General features: G+C 62.3%; 14 protein-coding genes and 1 pseudogene. 6 read left to right on the top strand and 9 right to left on the bottom strand.

From position 1 onward, the window contains the following. Positions 1-4 precede the first annotated feature (4 nt). Entirely contained in the window at positions 5-1,048 is a 1,044-nt protein-coding gene (locus PQQ96_RS29180; protein ID WP_004189550.1) for a rod shape-determining protein, read from the bottom strand. A 380-nt stretch (positions 1,049-1,428) separates the two neighbouring features. Here PQQ96_RS29180 and gatC point away from each other — a divergent pair, with 380 nt between their 5' ends. From gatC to PQQ96_RS29155, 5 genes are all read left to right on the top strand, one after another. Further along, on the top strand, positions 1,429-1,728 hold the full coding sequence (gatC, locus tag PQQ96_RS29175) for an Asp-tRNA(Asn)/Glu-tRNA(Gln) amidotransferase subunit GatC (protein WP_063494470.1): 300 nt from the start codon (positions 1,429-1,431) through the stop codon (positions 1,726-1,728). Between the two features lie 31 nt (positions 1,729-1,759). Further along, positions 1,760-3,247: an Asp-tRNA(Asn)/Glu-tRNA(Gln) amidotransferase subunit GatA gene (gene gatA / locus PQQ96_RS29170; RefSeq protein ID WP_408299055.1), complete on the top strand. Its 1,488-nt coding sequence runs from the start codon at positions 1,760-1,762 to the stop codon at positions 3,245-3,247. A 5-nt stretch (positions 3,248-3,252) separates the two neighbouring features. Then, complete coding sequence (gatB, locus tag PQQ96_RS29165; RefSeq protein ID WP_408299053.1) at positions 3,253-4,728, top strand: Asp-tRNA(Asn)/Glu-tRNA(Gln) amidotransferase subunit GatB; 1,476 nt, start codon at positions 3,253-3,255, stop codon at positions 4,726-4,728. Between the two features lie 144 nt (positions 4,729-4,872). Then, a complete protein-coding gene (locus PQQ96_RS29160) occupies positions 4,873-5,712 on the top strand; it encodes a PPK2 family polyphosphate kinase (RefSeq protein ID WP_408299051.1) in 840 nt (279 codons plus the stop codon). A 54-nt stretch (positions 5,713-5,766) separates the two neighbouring features. Next, the gene (locus PQQ96_RS29155; protein WP_408299050.1) at positions 5,767-6,546 is read left to right on the top strand and encodes an exodeoxyribonuclease III; all 780 of its coding nucleotides are present in this window, start codon (positions 5,767-5,769) and stop codon (positions 6,544-6,546) included. 87 nt (positions 6,547-6,633) lie between these two features. Here PQQ96_RS29155 and PQQ96_RS29150 read toward each other — a convergent pair whose 3' ends face one another. From PQQ96_RS29150 to argB, 7 genes are all read right to left on the bottom strand, one after another. Next, entirely contained in the window at positions 6,634-7,875 is a 1,242-nt protein-coding gene (locus PQQ96_RS29150) for a M48 family metallopeptidase (RefSeq protein ID WP_408299102.1), read from the bottom strand. Positions 7,876-7,925: 50 nt separating this feature from the next. Next, entirely contained in the window at positions 7,926-9,320 is a 1,395-nt protein-coding gene (locus tag PQQ96_RS29145; protein ID WP_408299049.1) for an AmpG family muropeptide MFS transporter, read from the bottom strand. 14 nt (positions 9,321-9,334) lie between these two features. Next, entirely contained in the window at positions 9,335-9,943 is a 609-nt protein-coding gene (gene metW / locus PQQ96_RS29140) for a methionine biosynthesis protein MetW (protein WP_408299047.1), read from the bottom strand. Further along, positions 9,940-11,085, bottom strand: coding sequence for a homoserine O-succinyltransferase MetX (gene metX, locus PQQ96_RS29135; RefSeq protein ID WP_408299045.1), 1,146 nt, complete (start codon positions 11,083-11,085; stop codon positions 9,940-9,942). The genes metW and metX overlap by 4 nt, the downstream gene beginning before the upstream one ends. 306 nt (positions 11,086-11,391) lie before the next feature. Continuing rightward, positions 11,392-12,090: a nucleoid occlusion factor SlmA gene (gene slmA, locus PQQ96_RS29130; RefSeq protein ID WP_408299043.1), complete on the bottom strand. Its 699-nt coding sequence runs from the start codon at positions 12,088-12,090 to the stop codon at positions 11,392-11,394. Positions 12,091-12,106: 16 nt separating this feature from the next. After that, on the bottom strand, positions 12,107-12,859 hold the full coding sequence (locus PQQ96_RS29125) for a pyrimidine 5'-nucleotidase (RefSeq protein ID WP_408299042.1): 753 nt from the start codon (positions 12,857-12,859) through the stop codon (positions 12,107-12,109). Positions 12,860-13,068: 209 nt separating this feature from the next. After that, positions 13,069-13,968 (bottom strand): acetylglutamate kinase, encoded by a 900-nt coding sequence (gene argB / locus PQQ96_RS29120; RefSeq protein ID WP_063494482.1) that lies wholly within the window; start codon positions 13,966-13,968, stop codon positions 13,069-13,071. 265 nt (positions 13,969-14,233) lie between these two features. Here argB and PQQ96_RS29115 point away from each other — a divergent pair, with 265 nt between their 5' ends. Continuing rightward, complete coding sequence (locus tag PQQ96_RS29115) at positions 14,234-14,458, top strand: cysteine-rich CWC family protein (protein WP_408299040.1); 225 nt, start codon at positions 14,234-14,236, stop codon at positions 14,456-14,458. A gap of 33 nt (positions 14,459-14,491) precedes the next feature. Here PQQ96_RS29115 and PQQ96_RS29110 read toward each other — a convergent pair. Then, positions 14,492-15,647 (bottom strand): annotated as a pseudogene (locus PQQ96_RS29110) (hypothetical protein); the annotation flags it as partial.

The raw sequence follows: 15,647 nt of genomic DNA, 5'->3' as shown, positions 1-15,647 counted from the left end.
TCGCTTACTCGTACGAGAAGATGCTGCCCAGCTTGTCCATGCGTTCGAGCGCCATGCCCGAGCCGCGCACAACGCAGGTCAGCGGGTCTTCGGCGACGAGCACCGGCAGTCCGGTTTCTTCGGCGAGCAGGCGGTCGAGATCGCGCAGCAGTGCGCCACCGCCCGTAAGCATCATGCCGCGCTCGGCGATGTCTGCGCCCAGTTCCGGCGGCGTTTGTTCGAGCGCGATCTTCACCGACGACACGATCTGGTTCAGCGGATCGGTGAGGGCTTCGAGGATTTCGTTGCTGGAGATCGTGAAGCTGCGCGGAATGCCTTCCGACAGATTGCGCCCCTTCACTTCCATTTCCTTGACTTCGGAACCCGGGAACGCGGAGCCGATTTCTTTCTTGATGGCTTCGGCCGTTTGTTCGCCGATCAGCATGCCGTAGTTGCGGCGGATGTAGTTGACGATGGCTTCGTCGAACTTGTCGCCGCCTACGCGCACCGAACCCTTGTACACGATGCCGCCGAGCGAGATCACGCCGACTTCGGTCGTGCCGCCGCCGATGTCGACGACCATCGAACCGGTTGCTTCCGACACCGGCAGGCCTGCGCCGATTGCCGCTGCCATGGGTTCTTCAATGAGGTACACCTGCGAAGCGCCCGCACCGTGTGCGGCTTCCTTGATGGCACGACGCTCGACCTGGGTCGAGCCGCACGGCACGCAGATGATGATGCGCGGCGACGGCGAGAACATACGCGATTCGTGAGCAGTTTTGATGAACTGCTTGATCATCTGTTCGGTAACGGTGAAGTCGGCGATCACGCCGTCTTTCATCGGGCGGATCGCCTCGATGTTGCCCGGCACCTTACCAAGCATCTGCTTGGCTTCCTTGCCGACTGCCTGAATGGTTTTCTTACCGTTGGGGCCGCCTTCCTGGCGGATCGAGACCACCGACGGTTCGTCAAGAACGATACCCTTGCCACGCATGTAAATGAGCGTGTTGGCAGTGCCAAGGTCAATCGCCAGGTCGTTGGAGAAGTAGCTGCGCAGAAAACCGAACATTCAAAATCCTGTCTCGCTTGGGGCCGGCCCTCGCAACGGTTGCGCAGGGCGGCAGCGGAAAAAATAACAGCTTCAACCGGGCGGACGCGGCGCCACAGGAACTTGAAGCTGCGAGGGAGTCTACCGGAGGCCGGTGCAAGGCCAAGTCAGAAAAATCCGAACTATCTTTGGGAATTGTTCAGAAAGGCCTTGGTAAGTCGGTCCGGGTTTGGGTCGAACGCGTAATGATACCTTATAATTTTGGATGTTTTGAAGGAAACGGACGGCACTTTTTGCCGCCGCTGGCCCCTTTTTCGAGGTCTTCCTCCAGTGTCGTAACCCGCTGTCGCAGCATCGTTTTTCCCACGCTGCGGCGGTCCACCACATTTTCCGGTGACTGCATGGCTCTGACCCTGACCGATGTTAAACGCATCGCGCACCTCGCGCGGCTCGAACTGGCTGACGCCGACGCTGAGCACACGCTTGCCCAGCTCAATGATTTCTTCGGCCTCGTCGAGCAGATGCAGGCGGTCGATACCACCGGCATCGCCCCGCTGGCCCACCCGATCGAGCAGATCGAAGACGTCGCGCTGCGCCTGCGCGACGACGCGGTGACCGAAACGGTCGACCGTGAAGCTTTCCAGCGCCCGGCGCCGGCTGTGCAAGACGGCCTGTACCTCGTGCCGAAGGTGATCGAGTAAGACCCGCGAATCAAGCCCAGGATAAAACGCAATGCATGAAAAAAGCTTGACCGAACTGCGCGCCGCACTGGCGGCCAAGGAATGCTCCGCCGTCGAACTGGCGCAGCTCTATCTGAAGCGGATCGACGCGGCCAATAGCCTGAACGCCTTCATTCAGGTCGACGCCGACCTGACGCTCGCGCAGGCGAAAGCAGCCGACGCGCTGCTTCACACCGGCCACGCCGGCCCGCTGGTCGGCCTGCCGATCGCGCACAAGGACGTGTTCGTCACCAAGGGCTGGCGCTCCACGGCCGGCTCGAAGATGCTGTCGAACTACGAAAGTCCGTTCGACGCAACCGTGGTCGCGCGTCTGCAGAACGCCGGCATGGTCTGCGTGGGCAAGACCAACATGGACGAGTTCGCGATGGGCTCGTCCAACGAGAATTCGTACTTTGGTCCCGTGCAGAATCCGTGGGATCGTAAGGCTGTGCCCGGTGGTTCGTCGGGTGGCTCGGCTGCGGCTGTGGCGGCGCGTCTCGCGCCCGCTGCCACCGGCACCGATACCGGCGGCTCGATCCGTCAGCCGGCCTCGTTCTCCGGCATCACCGGCATCAAGCCGACGTACGGCCGCGTCTCGCGTTACGGAATGATCGCGTTCGCGTCGTCGCTGGATCAGGGCGGCCCGATGGCCCAGACCGCTGCAGATTGCGCCACGCTGCTCAACGCCATGGCCGGTTTCGACGAGCGCGATTCGACCAGCCTCACGCGCGACGACGAAGACTTCACGCGCTACATCGGCAAGACGTGGAAAGAAGACGGCGCGGACAAACCGCTCGCCGGGCTGCGCATCGGCCTGCCGAAAGAGTATTTCGGCGAAGGTTTGGCTGACGACGTGCGCGCCTCGATCGACGCCGCCTTGAAGCAATATGAAGCTTTGGGTGCGACGCTGGTGGAAGTCTCGCTGCCGAAAACCGAACTGTCGATCCCGGTGTACTACGTGATCGCGCCGGCTGAAGCCTCGTCGAACCTTTCGCGTTTCGACGGTGTGCGCTTCGGCCATCGCGCCGCGGAGTATCGCGATCTGCTCGACATGTACAAGAAGTCGCGTGCCGAAGGCTTTGGTCCGGAAGTGAAGCGCCGCATTCTGGTGGGCGCCTACGTGCTGTCGCATGGCTATTACGACGCGTACTACCTGCAAGCGCAGAAGATCCGCCGCATCATCGCGCAGGACTTCCAGGAAGCGTTCAAGCAATGCGACGTGATCATGGGACCGGTCGCGCCGTCGGTGGCGTGGGACCTCGGCGCAAAGGGCGACGATCCGGTGCAGATGTACCTGGCCGACATCTACACATTGTCGGTGAGCCTCGCCGGCTTGCCGGGCATGAGCGTGCCGTGTGGTTTCGGTGCGGGCGCGAACGCGCAGCGTCCGGTGGGTCTGCAGATCATCGGCAACTATTTCAATGAAGCCCGGATGCTGCAAGTGGCCGACGCGTTCCAGCGCGCGACCGACTGGCACCGTCAAGCACCGGCAGGAGTGTGAGCACCATGGCCAAGCAATGGGAAGTCGTGATCGGTCTGGAGACCCACGCGCAACTGTCGACCCAATCGAAGATTTTCTCGGGCACCGCCACGCAATTCGGTGCTGCACCGAACACGCAGGCCAGCCCCGTTGATCTGGCATTGCCGGGCACGCTGCCGGTGATGAACCGCGGCGCCGTGGAGCGTGCGATTCAGCTCGGCCTCGCGATCGGCTCGACGATCGCGCCGCGCAGCATCTTCGCGCGTAAGAATTATTTCTACCCCGACCTGCCGAAGGGCTATCAGATCAGCCAGTACGAAATCCCCGTCGTGCAGGGCGGCCAGGTGACGATTCAGGTCCCGGCTAACGAAAAGGCGGGCAAGGAAGCGTACGAGAAGGTCGTCAACCTGACGCGTGCCCACCTCGAAGAAGACGCGGGCAAGTCGCTGCACGAAGATTTCGCGGGCATGACCGGCATCGATTTGAATCGCGCCGGCACGCCGCTGCTCGAAATCGTTACCGAGCCGGAAATGCGCAGCGCGGCTGAAGCGGTCGCGTATGCCAAGACGCTGCACACGCTGGTCACGTGGCTCGGCATCTGCGACGGCAACATGCAGGAAGGCTCGTTCCGTTGTGATGCGAACGTGTCGGTGCGCCCGGTCGGTCAGGCGGAATTCGGCACGCGTGCCGAGATCAAGAACCTGAACTCGTTCCGTTTTCTCGAAGAAGCAATCCAGTACGAAGTGCGCCGTCAGATCGAATTGATCGAAGACGGCGGCACGGTGGTGCAGGAAACGCGTCTGTACGATCCGGACAAGCGCGAGACGCGTTCGATGCGCAGCAAGGAAGACGCGCATGATTACCGCTATTTCCCCGATCCCGATCTGATGCCGCTCGTGATCGACGCGGCGTGGGTCGAGCGTGTGAAGAGCGAAATGCCGGAACTGCCGGTGGCGATTCAACAACGCTTCGTCACGCAATACGGTCTGACACCGTACGACGCCAATGTGCTGACGTCGAGCAAGGCCATGGCTGCGTACTACGAAGCGGTCGTCCTCAAGGTCGGCCCGGCGAACGCGAAGGTCGCGGCTAACTGGCTGATGGGCGAAGTGTCGTCGCAACTGAATCGCGAAGGTCTGGACTTTGCCGATAGCCCGGTTTCGTCCGCGCAACTCGCGCTGCTGCTGCAACGTATCGCCGACGGCACGATCTCCAACAAGATCGCCAAGGAAATTTTCCTCGCGATCTGGGAAGAGAAGGCCACCGACGAAGGCTCTGCCGATCGCATCATCGAAGCGAAGGGTTTGAAGCAGATTTCGGACACCGGCGCGCTGGAAGCGATCATTGACGAAGTGCTCGCCGCGAATCCGAAGTCGGTTGAGGAATTCCGCGCCGGCAAGGAAAAGGCGTTTAACGCGCTGATCGGCCAGGCGATGAAAGCGACCAAGGGCAAGGCCAATCCGGCGCAGGTGAACGAACTGCTGAAGAAGAAGCTGTCCTGAGTTGAAGCTCAGTTGAAAACCCCAGGGCTGAAGCGCGAGCTTCAACCGTCACGGGCTGTTGCCGGAAACGAAAGTGGGGCAACGGCCCGTTTCATTTTGTGGGCCCGCTTTTATTTACCGCTGAACGCAGATCACGGAGTGTGAATGGCGAAGCAACCCGAACTCGACGACTTCCGCGTACCGTATTTCGACGAAGGCAAGAAGAACAGCAAATTCTCGCTCGACGCTTTCGACCCGGCCGCGAAACCTTTTTCGACCGGTTCGAAAGAGTCCGACCGGGCGCGCCTGTCGGAGATCGGCGCGCAGCTTGACTCCTTGCAGGAACGCCTGCACGCGCAGCAGACACGCCGCGTGTTGCTGGTGCTGCAAGGCATGGACACGAGTGGCAAAGACGGCACGATCCGCGCGGTGTTTCATGAGGTCGACCCGCTCGGTTTGCGCATCGTGCCGTTCAAGGCGCCGACGCCCGTCGAACTGGCACACGATTTTCTCTGGCGCGTGCATGCCCAGGCGCCCGCTGCCGGTGAGCTGACCGTCTTCAACCGCAGTCACTACGAAGATGTGCTGGTGCCGACCGTGCTCGGCAATCTGGATGCCGAAGCATTCGAGCGCCGCTGCGGCCACATTCGCCAGTTCGAAAAACTGCTGGCCGATAGTGGTACGGCCATCATCAAGTGCATGCTGCACATTTCGAAAGATGAGCAACGGGCGCGTCTGCAGGCCCGCATCGACGATCCGAGCAAGCACTGGAAATTCGACGTCTCCGATCTCGAAGCCCGCAAGCAGTGGGACAAGTATCAGGCGGCGTATTGCGACGCGCTGGCCGCGACGTCGACCGACTACGCGCCGTGGTACGTGGTTCCGGCCGATTCGAAGACCCATCGCAATGTGATGGTCGCCGAATTGTTGCGACGTACGTTCGAGGCGCTGAAGCTCGAATATCCGCCTGCCAAGGAATCGCTGAAGGGCTTCAAGGTCGAATGACCGTATGCTTTTTGCCCTTTGATCTAACAACGAATCGAACATAAGAGGAACGACATGTTGCGTGTGATTACCGCCAACCTGAACGGCATCCGCTCCGCGGCGAAGAAGGGCTTTTTCGACTGGTTCGGCGAACAGAAAGCCGACGTGCTGTGCGTGCAGGAAATCAAATGCTCGCAAGACGATATGACGCCCGAATTCATGGCGCCGCACGATTACACCGGCTATTTCCAGCATGCGGTGAAGAAGGGCTATAGTGGCGCGGGCGTGTACACGCGCCACGAACCAGACGAAGTCATTATCGGTTTCGGCAGCGAGGAATTCGATCCGGAAGGCCGCTATGTCGAGCTGCGCTTCGGCAAATTGTCGGTGATCTCGGTGTATGTGCCGTCTGGGTCGAGCGGGGAAGATCGCCAGCAGGCCAAGTTCCGGTTCATGGACGAGTTCATGCCGCATCTCGCGGAGCTGGCCCAGGAGCGCGAAGTGATCGTATGCGGCGACGTGAACATCGTCCACAAAGAGATCGACATCAAGAACTGGAAGAGCAACCAGAAGAATTCAGGCTGCCTGCCGGAAGAGCGCGAGTGGCTCACCAAGCTGTTTGACGAAGTCGGTTACGTCGACGTGTTTCGCACGCTCGATCAGCGGCCGGAACAGTACACGTGGTGGAGCAATCGTGGCCAGGCGTATGCGAAGAACGTGGGGTGGCGGATCGATTATCAGATCGCGACGCAGGGCATTGCCAGCAAGGCGAAGCGCACCGACGTGTTCCGCGATATCAAGTTCAGCGACCATGCGCCGTTGACGGTCGATTACGACCACAAGGTCAAGAAATAAGGTCGGCCCGAGCCGCAACGGAACCGCTTGAACCGCAGGCGAGGCCAGGCCGCAACACAAGCCGCACGCCGCTGCGGCCCGGGCAACTTACTCGCTGACCGCTTTGCGGCGCGGGCGGCCCATGCCGGCGTAGTCCGGCAGCGCATCGACGCTCTTGCCGATTGCCTTCGCATAGAGCGGCAGCATATCCGGCAAGCGCTTGATGATGTCCTGGCGCCGCGCCGGCGTGTACGGGTGCACGTAGATGAAACCCTGGTCGCGATTGCTGCGCGTCGCCGTGGCCAGCTTGTCCCATAGCGTGACCGCTGCGCGCGGATCGAAGCCGGCGCGCGAAGCGATATCGCTGCCGATCACGTCGGCCTCGGTTTCGTCGGTGGGCTCGTACTTCATTTCCAGCAAGCGCGACCCGATGCCGAGCGGCGCCGCGCCCAGATCGGCGAGCCCGAATAGCTGCGGGATCGTGCCGGATGAGTCGAGCTGGCTGGCCTGCAGTTCGCCGAGCCGCTCGCGCGCATGCTCGCGCAGCGCGTGCGCGATTTCGTGACCGATCAGCATGCCGAGTTCGTTGTCGTTCAGACGCACGCGGTCGAGCAGGCCGCTATACACGACAATCTTGCCGCCCGGCAGGCAGTACATGCGGATATCGGGCGAGCGCACCACCGCCACATCCCATTTCCAGTTCTTGGCCCGTTCGTTCCACTTCAGCGAATAGGGGATCAGCTTGTCGACGATCGATTGCACCCGCGTGACGTGGGCGTCGGTGTCGCCGTACAGACTGTTCGCGTGCTGGGCGCCGTACACGATCTCGTTGAACTCCTGGGCGGCTTGCGCCTCGAGCATCGGCGACGGGATCAGGTTGCGAAACACGAGGTAGCCGCCGTAGCGCAACTGTGTGTTCGGCGCACTGTAAGTCGGCGGAGTGGCAGTGTTGGCGGCTGCGGCGGGCGTTGACGTTGCGGCGGGCGCTTTTGCGGCCGTAGCCGGCGTCGAGGTGGCGGCAGGCGTTTTGGCCGTTACCGGCGCGGGTGGCGGCTGTGTTGAAGCGGGCGGCGTGGCGGCTGCAGGTGCGCTGCCGGCGTTCGTGGCACTGGTCGCCGCGCCCGCCGCGGGTGTCGCGCTTTCGGGGCCTGCCGTGTTCGGTGCCGATTTTGCCGCAGGCGTCGGCGCCGCTGCCGGAGCCGGCGTCGTGATGGTCTGCGCTGCTGCACTGGAGCCGACCGCGGGCATCGCTGTCGCGTAGGCGCTCAACGGTGCCGCCAACGTCAGGCTCGCGCAACCGAGCGCCAATACCTTACGCAGCACCGCGCTGCCGGCCTTGGGCGAAGACATCACGAAGGTATCCGAAACCGGGTGCGCCACGCGCTTTGACTGACGCGTCGTCACGACCGGGTTCTCCAGGGCGCGATGCGCAGCAGAAGCAGCATGCCGGGCAGCCCCAGCGCGGTACACACAATGAAGTAGTCGAACCAGCCGATCTGTGCGACCACATAGCCGCTTGCCGCTGATGCCAACGTGCGCGGCACGGAAGCCAGGCTTGTGAAAAGTGCGAATTGCGTAGCGGTGTAACGCGGATCAGTGGTGCTGGCGATATAGGCGACGAAGGCAGACATCGTCAGGCCGGTCGCAAAGGTTTCAAGGCCGTAGACGAGCGCGAGCGCCACCGAGCGCGGATCGAGTTGGACGGTCCAGTCGATGCCGAACACCGACAGCAGTTTCGTCGTACCCTGGCTTAGCCCAACCGCGATGTCATAGACGACAGCCAATCCAGGCGAGGCTGGGCCAATATGCGCGAGCCACGCGAAGCCGAGCGTCGACACCATCTGCAGGATGCCGAAAATCCACAGCCCACGGCCGATGCCGATACGCATCAGCCAGATCCCGCCGACGATCCCGCCCGCGAGACTCGCGCCGAACGCGGTGGTCTTGGCGATCACACCGATTTGCGTGCGCGAGAAACCGATGTCGAGAAAGAATGACGTCGATAGCGTGGTGGCCATCGTGTCGCCGAGTTTGTACAGGAAGATGAACGCCAGCACAAAGAGCGCGCCGCGCCAACCGTCGCGCTGGATAAATTCGCGGAACGGCAGCACGATCGCATCGCGCAGGTTTTTCGGCGGCGCGCCGTGTATCTCAGGCTCGCGCACCACCAGCGTCATGATCATGCCCGGCACCATGAATGCGGCGGTGACGATGAAAACGGTGGTCCACGGCAAATGGTCGGACAGAATCAGCGCCAGCGAACCCGGCACCAGCGCGGCGATCTTGTACGCGTTGACATGCACGGCATTGCCGAGACCTTGTTGCGTGTCGCTCAGCAACTCGCGCCGGTAGGCATCGATCGCGATGTCCTGGCTCGCGCCGAATAACGCGACCAGTGCCGTCAAGGCCGCCACCGTCCAGATCGCGTCGCGCGGCGACACGAAACCGAGCGTGGCAATCGCGCCGGCGACCAGAATCTGCGTGACCAGCATCCAGCCGCGCCGTCTGCCCGGACGCCAGCCCGGCAAACGCGGCACGTAGCGGTCCATCAGCGGCGCCCAGATGAATTTCCAGGTGTACGGGAACTGAATCAGCGCAAAGAGGCCGATTTCCTTCAGATTGACGCCTTCGGAGCGTAACCACGCCTGCACCAGATAGACGAGCGTGAACAGCGGCAGTCCCGACGTAAAACCGAGAAAGACGCAGATCAGCATGCGCGTATTCAGAAACGCGCGCCAGCCGGGATGTTCTTCGTGTGCGGTAAGTGCAGGCGCCTCGTGCGGCGGGTTCGACATGTGGATAAGTGGTGTTAGCTTTTCTTGACGCGATAGACCGCAAGACTACCACGCCAGTTCACCCCCCATCGCACCACCTGGCCATCGTGAAGCACCACGCGGTCGAGAATCTCGATGCCGACTTCCGGCGCGAGCGCCTCGAAATCCTCGATTGTCAGCACCCGCACGTTCGGCGTGTTGTGCCACTGGTAGGGCAGCGACTTCGACACCGGCATGCGGCCTTGCAGGACCGAAAGCCGGTGCGCCCAGTAGCCGAAATTCGGGAACGAGACAATGCATTCCTTGCCCACGCGCACCGTCTCGCGCAGGATCGCGGCGGTCTGATGGATGGTTTGCAGCGTCTGCGACAGAATCGCGAAATCAAAGCTGCCGTCTTCGAACAGGCGCAGGCCGTCTTCCAGATTCTGCTGGATCACGTTGACGCCGTTTTGGGTCGACGCCAATACGCCGGCGTCGTTGATTTCGATGCCGTAACCCTGCACGTCCAGTTCTTCGCTCAGGAGTGACAGCAGCGAGCCGTCGCCGCAGCCCAGATCGAGCACGGTGGCGCGCGGTTCGACCCAGCGGGCGATCGCGCGGAAGTCCGGGCGCAGCGCCAGGTAATCGAGTGCTCGCTGGTTCATGCGTTCACCTCGTTCGCAATACGTTCGTAATAGGCGCGCATCAGGTTGTGATAGCGCGCGTCGTCGAGCAGGAAGGCGTCGTGGCCGTGCGGCGCGTCGATCTCCGCGTAGGTCACCGTGCGCTTGTGGTCGAGCAACGCCTTTACCAGTTCGCGCGAGCGGGCCGGCGCGAAACGCCAGTCGGTCGAAAAACTGGCGATCAGGAATTTCGCCGTGGTGTGCGCGACGGCGGCGGTCAGATCGCCGTCGAAGGCTTTGGCAGGGTCGAAATAGTCGAGCGCACGGGTGATCAGCAGGTAGGTGTTCGCGTCGAAGTAATCGGCGAATTTGTCACCCTGGTAGCGCAGGTACGATTCAACTTCGAATTCGACGTCGAAGTTGAAGTTGTACGCGTCCACCGCGCCTTCCGCGCGCCGCAACGAACGGCCGAATTTCTCAGCCATGTCGTCGTCCGACAGATACGTGATGTGGCCGATCATCCGCGCGACGCGCAAGCCGCGCTTCGGCTTCACGTTGTGCGCGTAGTAGTTGCCGCCGTGAAAGTCGGGGTCCGACAGGATCGCCGAGCGAGCCACCTCGTTGAACGCGATGTTCTGCGCGGACAGTTTCGGTGTGGACGCAACCACGATGCAATGGCCCACGCGTTCCGGATACATCATGCTCCATGCGAGCGCCTGCATGCCGCCGAGGCTGCCGCCCATCACCGCTGCGAAGCGCGTGATGCCGAATTCATCGGCGACGCGCGCCTGCGCGTTCACCCAGTCTTCGACCGTCACGACAGGAAAGGTCGCGCCGTAGGGATTGCCGGTAGCCGGATCGATGCTCATCGGCCCGGTCGAGCCAAAGCATGAGCCCAGGTTGTTCACGCCGATCACGAAGAACTTGTCGGTGTCGAGGGGTTTGCCCGGGCCGACCATGTTGTCCCACCAGCCGATGTCCTTCGGATTGTCGGCGTACACGCCCGCTACGTGGTGCGACGCGTTGAGCGCGTGACACACCAGCACGGCATTGCTGCGCGCGGCGTTGAGCGTGCCGTAGGTCTCGACCATCAGGTCGTAACCGGCCAGCGAGCTGCCGTTCTGCAGCAGCAGCGGCTCGCTGAAATGCATTTTTTGGGGAGCGACGATACCGATCGATTCCATTCATTCCGCCATTTAACAAATACAGGGCGGCTAGATGGCGTCGGCGAGGCACGGAGGAAAAACGGTGTGCGCGGCTGACGACCTCTTTAGCCGCATTTATAGTGAACCGCGGGAAACATTCCCGGCAGTTCGCGCGCCCGCAATCGAGTCAGCAAATCGGCGCGTGATATTACGTGTTCAGGTGTTCAAGGTGCTCCGGACAGCGGTCTCAGGTGGTTCGGAGAGCCACAGTCAGGCGCAAAGTATAGCGGAAAATTTCGTGCGGCAGCGTCGCGGGCGCCGTTGTGGGCTCGCGTGCTGCGCGGACTACTGAAGAATCAGCAGCAGTTGTGCGTCGGCGTGTTCGGCGGGCGGCCGCGCAAAGCCGCTACGCACATACCGATGCCAGCGGCCGATGATGTAGCTCAGCAGCAGGCTCGCGCGGATCGCGGGATCGTAGCCGGCGGGCAGCGGGGCAGCAGGCGCATTGGCGCTTTGGCTTGTGTTTTCAGCCGCGCCTGCATTGGCCTCCATCTGGGCGAGCCGCAAACACTGCTTCAACGACGCCTCGACCCGCTCCAGCATCTGATTGACACGTTCGGTCAGCCGTTCATGCTCGCCGACCAGCGCCTCGCAGGTCAGCACGCGCGTCATGCCGGGATTCTTCGCGGGGAAGTTGAGCAGCATCAACGCGATCGCGCGGGCTTGCAGCACGCCGTTGCTTTCTTTGTTGGCGATCTGGTTGATCAGGCCGAAGATGGTCTGCTCGATGAACTCGATGAGTCCTTCGAACATTTGCGCCTTGCTGGCGAAATGGCGGTACAGCGCGGCTTCCGAGACGCTGAGCCGGGCGGCGAGTGCCGCCGTGGTGATCTTTTCGCTCTTTGGCGCCTCCAGCATCGCGGCAAGCGTCTGCAGGATGTGCACGCGGCGCTCGCCCGGCTTCAGGCGTGGCGCCCGCGAGGCGGCCGACGGGGTGGGTTCGTGTTCGGCTACGGCTTCATCAGGCTTGTCGATCGGCTGCATGGCTGCGTCCCGTCTGCTATCCCTTCAATCGAACCGAGCGGGTGCCCAGTCGTAACGATTTTAACGAACGAATGCAGCGATCGACATAGTGCGGCCGGCCGGTGCCTGGCAGACGTGTCGGTACGCCGTCCGCGTGTGGCTTGCGCGGCAAATGGCCAGTGATCCACACGGTGCGGATACCGAGCCGCCGGTAGTTCTTCAGATGCGAGCGCGTGTCTTCGACAAGGATCACGTCTTTGAGCGAGACATGCGCGTCGCGCATCGCCCGGCGCAGCATCGAATGATCAGGTTTGGCGCGCCAGTTGTGGCGATCGCGCATATGTTCGATCGCAATCACCTGTTCAAACAGGCGCTCGATGCGCAGTTCCTGGAGCACCGCGCGCGCATAGTCCTCCGGCGCGTTGGTCAGCACGATCTTGCGACCGGGTAGCGACGCGACAAGGCGCGCGACACCGCGTTCGTGACGGATCATCGAGCCGAGATCGGGGAACGTGTGGACGACTTTCAGGAAGTCGTTCGGGTCGAGCGGATGGTGGCGCGCCAGACCGAGCAGCGTTGCGCCGTAGCGTTGCGTGTAGCCGGTGCGCAGACGGTTGGCTTCGTCGAGATCGACGCCCAGCGCGTCGATGATGTACTGCGTCATGCCCTGATTGATCGCCGGGAAGATCGCGTGCGAGGCGTGATGCAGCGTGTTGTCGAGATCGAACAGCCAGACCGGACTGCCGCCTGCGATGTGCGGACGACGGCGTCGGGAAGTGGGGGTGCGCATGATGGAGGACGCCGTTCAGGCGCAGGCATTCGCTTCACGCGGTGAACACGGACGACGGTTCGTGATGCGGAAGGCGATAAAAGAGTGGAGAGCGTGTTTACGCCAGAGGGTGGCGCGTTGTGTGCCGCTGGGCGCAGCGGCAGCGCAACTGCACGGCACACATGACACGCCGGGAAAGCGTGCCGTGTGTGCCGGGTTTGAGGCAGGAATCAATGCGAACGGATCATCGTGCCGAACGGCTGTTCGGTGAGAATTTCCAGCAGCACCGAGTGCTCGATGCGGCCGTCGATGATGTGTACCGAACGCACGCCGCTCTTTGCGGCATCCAGCGCCGACGAGATTTTCGGCAGCATGCCGCCGGAGATCGTGCCGTCTGCGAACAGGCCGTCGATTTCGCGCGCCGACAGATCGGTCAGCAGATTGCCTTCCTTATCCATCACGCCCGGGATGTTGGTCATGATCACGAGCTTTTCGGCGTTCAGCACGACCGCCAGTTTGCCCGCGACCAGATCCGCGTTGATGTTGTACGACAGACCGTCTTCGCCAAAGCCGATCGGCGAGATCACTGGAATGAACGCGTCGTCCTGCAACGCTTTCACGACCGCGGGATTAATCGCCTCGACTTCGCCCACCTGGCCGATATCGACGTACTGGCCCGGATTGTCGCGATCCGGCATCTGCATCTTGCGCGCGTGGATCAGGCCGCCGTCTTTACCGGTCAGACCGACGGCGTGACCGCCGAAATGGTTGATCAGCGTGACGATGTCCTGCTGCACTTCGCCGCCGAGCACCCATTCGACGACTTCCATCGTCTCTTCGTCGGTGACGCGCATGCCCTGGATGAACGTGCCCTGCTTGCCGATTTTCTTCAGCGCCTGGTCGATTTGCGGACCACCGCCGTGCACGATGACCGGATTGATGCCGACCAGTTTCAGCAGAATGACGTCGCGCGCGAAGCCTTGCTTGAGTCGCTCCTCGGTCATGGCGTTGCCGCCGTATTTGATGACCACGGTCTTACCGTGATACTGGCGAATGTAAGGCAGCGCCTCGGCCAGAATTTCAGCCTTCAGGGTGGGCGCGATCTGCGAAAGGTCAGGGATCTCGGACATGGCGGCAGGCTCAGGCACGGAACAGTTAAAACAGGGCGAATTGTACAGGACTGGCGCGCTGCAACAGGGATTTCGATACCGGCGCCGGTGACGGGTGGTGCGGGCTTTGCGCACTGCGCAATGGAGGGCCGGAAGCGGTGACCGACGATCAAGCTTACCGCCGTTCAGATCGGCCTGTGAACTGGCCGAACGGCCGACTCACAGCGGCGCGCCAGTCGTGGCATCATTTCCCGATCCAGGCTGAAGCGAGATCATCCGGGCCGTTATGAAATTGTCAGCTTCCCACGCCGAAAGCAGTGCGCTGTGCCCGCGCTGCGGTCTTGCATTCGATTGCGCCATGCATAAGGTGCCGTTCGACTGCTGGTGCCGTGAGATGCCGGCGCTGCCGGCAGACCGGCTCGATCCGTCCGGCCGCTGCCTGTGTCCCGAATGTCTCGCAGCGGAGATCGCGCGAGCCGTGCAACCGGCGCCGGGAGCCGGTTCACCTTGAACGCAGCGCGGCTTTGGTGGCCGAGTTGCCAACCTATGCCGCGTGGTGCCGGGCCGCAAGCGAGTTCAGGTCACGTGCGACAGTTTCCAGCGCCGGATCCCATTGGCCGAACTGTGGCTGGCGGTAGAGCGTCGCGTTCGGGTACCACGGACTGTCGGGCCGGTCGAGCAGCCAGACCCAATGCGGGTTGACGTCGAGCAGCACCCATGTGCGCTGGCCGAGTGCCCCGCTCAGATGCGCCACGGACGTGCAAACCGTAATGACGAGATCGAGTGCGCCGACAAACGCGGCTGTGTCGTCGAAGTTGGCGAATTCCGCGGTGTAGTCCGACATGGGCAGGCCCGCTATCCGGGCCGCTGCGACGTCTGCCCCGGCACCCGGTTGCAACGAATAGAACGCCACGTCGTGCAGGCCGCCGAAATGTTCCGCATAGCGCTCCCAACCCACTCGCCTGAAAGGATTGCGCTGATGGCCAGGGCTGCCGGTCCATGTCAGTCCAACCTTCAGCCTCGTTTCGCCGGCAAGCCTCTTTCGCCACGACTCGCCGGTTGCCGCGTCCGCTCGCAAATACGGCCTCGCTGCGGGGATCGTTTCTTCACGCGTGTCGAAGATCAAAGGCAAGCTGAGTAACGGAATTTCGTAGTCGAACGGTGATAAAGAGTCGATGCCACCGCCGGCCGAATAATCGTCCACATGCTCGCCGAGGCTACGCGCGAGCAGCGCGCCCATTTGTGGAAATGAATTCCAGATGAGGCGGCCGCCCTCGCGTTGAACACGCTCGGCCAGCAGCGGGATATAGCGGCTGAGTTGCAGGACATCGCCCATGCCCTGTTCTCCCCACACCAGCAGCGTTTTGCCGGCAAGCGTTTCGCCTTGCCAGGTCGGTGCGGGGAACGCGGGGCGGTTGCCGCCTAATTCAAAAGAGCCATCCCAGCGCGCTTCGTGGGCTTGCCAGCCGTGTGCGTAATCGCCGCGCATGAGCTGCAGCATGCTGAGATTGCAGCGCATGGTCGCGTCGTTGGGCGCTAACGCACAGGCCGTTCTTTCGGCGTGCTCCGCTTCGTCCCAGCGTTGCGCTTCACGCAGCGCCAGCGCATAGTTGTTATGCGCCAGCGAGCTATGCGGCGCGCATTACACGGCGCGTGCGCCGGCTTCGAGCGCGCGGGGCAGATTCAAATTGACGCGGCAT

It is taken from the genome of Paraburkholderia sediminicola (assembly GCF_046027825.1).
In the GTDB taxonomy this organism is placed as follows: domain Bacteria; phylum Pseudomonadota; class Gammaproteobacteria; order Burkholderiales; family Burkholderiaceae; genus Paraburkholderia; species Paraburkholderia sediminicola_D.
The sequence above is the reverse complement of the archived record's forward strand: the minus strand, read 5'-3'. Positions and strand labels throughout refer to the sequence as shown.

Excerpts from the sequence above, each read along its gene's own strand:
- PQQ96_RS29180 (WP_004189550.1), bottom strand. The coding sequence starts at position 1,048 with ATGTTCGGTTTTCTGCGCAGCTACTTCTCCAACGACCTGGCGATTGAC.
- gatC (WP_063494470.1), top strand. The coding sequence starts at position 1,429 with ATGGCTCTGACCCTGACCGATGTTAAACGCATCGCGCACCTCGCGCGG.
- gatA (WP_408299055.1), top strand. The coding sequence starts at position 1,760 with ATGCATGAAAAAAGCTTGACCGAACTGCGCGCCGCACTGGCGGCCAAG.
- gatB (WP_408299053.1), top strand. The coding sequence starts at position 3,253 with ATGGCCAAGCAATGGGAAGTCGTGATCGGTCTGGAGACCCACGCGCAA.
- PQQ96_RS29160 (WP_408299051.1), top strand. The coding sequence starts at position 4,873 with ATGGCGAAGCAACCCGAACTCGACGACTTCCGCGTACCGTATTTCGAC.
- PQQ96_RS29155 (WP_408299050.1), top strand. The coding sequence starts at position 5,767 with ATGTTGCGTGTGATTACCGCCAACCTGAACGGCATCCGCTCCGCGGCG.
- PQQ96_RS29150 (WP_408299102.1), bottom strand. The coding sequence starts at position 7,875 with ATGTCTTCGCCCAAGGCCGGCAGCGCGGTGCTGCGTAAGGTATTGGCG.
- PQQ96_RS29145 (WP_408299049.1), bottom strand. The coding sequence starts at position 9,320 with ATGTCGAACCCGCCGCACGAGGCGCCTGCACTTACCGCACACGAAGAA.
- metW (WP_408299047.1), bottom strand. The coding sequence starts at position 9,943 with ATGAACCAGCGAGCACTCGATTACCTGGCGCTGCGCCCGGACTTCCGC.
- metX (WP_408299045.1), bottom strand. The coding sequence starts at position 11,085 with ATGGAATCGATCGGTATCGTCGCTCCCCAAAAAATGCATTTCAGCGAG.
- slmA (WP_408299043.1), bottom strand. The coding sequence starts at position 12,090 with ATGCAGCCGATCGACAAGCCTGATGAAGCCGTAGCCGAACACGAACCC.
- PQQ96_RS29125 (WP_408299042.1), bottom strand. The coding sequence starts at position 12,859 with ATGCGCACCCCCACTTCCCGACGCCGTCGTCCGCACATCGCAGGCGGC.
- argB (WP_063494482.1), bottom strand. The coding sequence starts at position 13,968 with ATGTCCGAGATCCCTGACCTTTCGCAGATCGCGCCCACCCTGAAGGCT.
- PQQ96_RS29115 (WP_408299040.1), top strand. The coding sequence starts at position 14,234 with ATGAAATTGTCAGCTTCCCACGCCGAAAGCAGTGCGCTGTGCCCGCGC.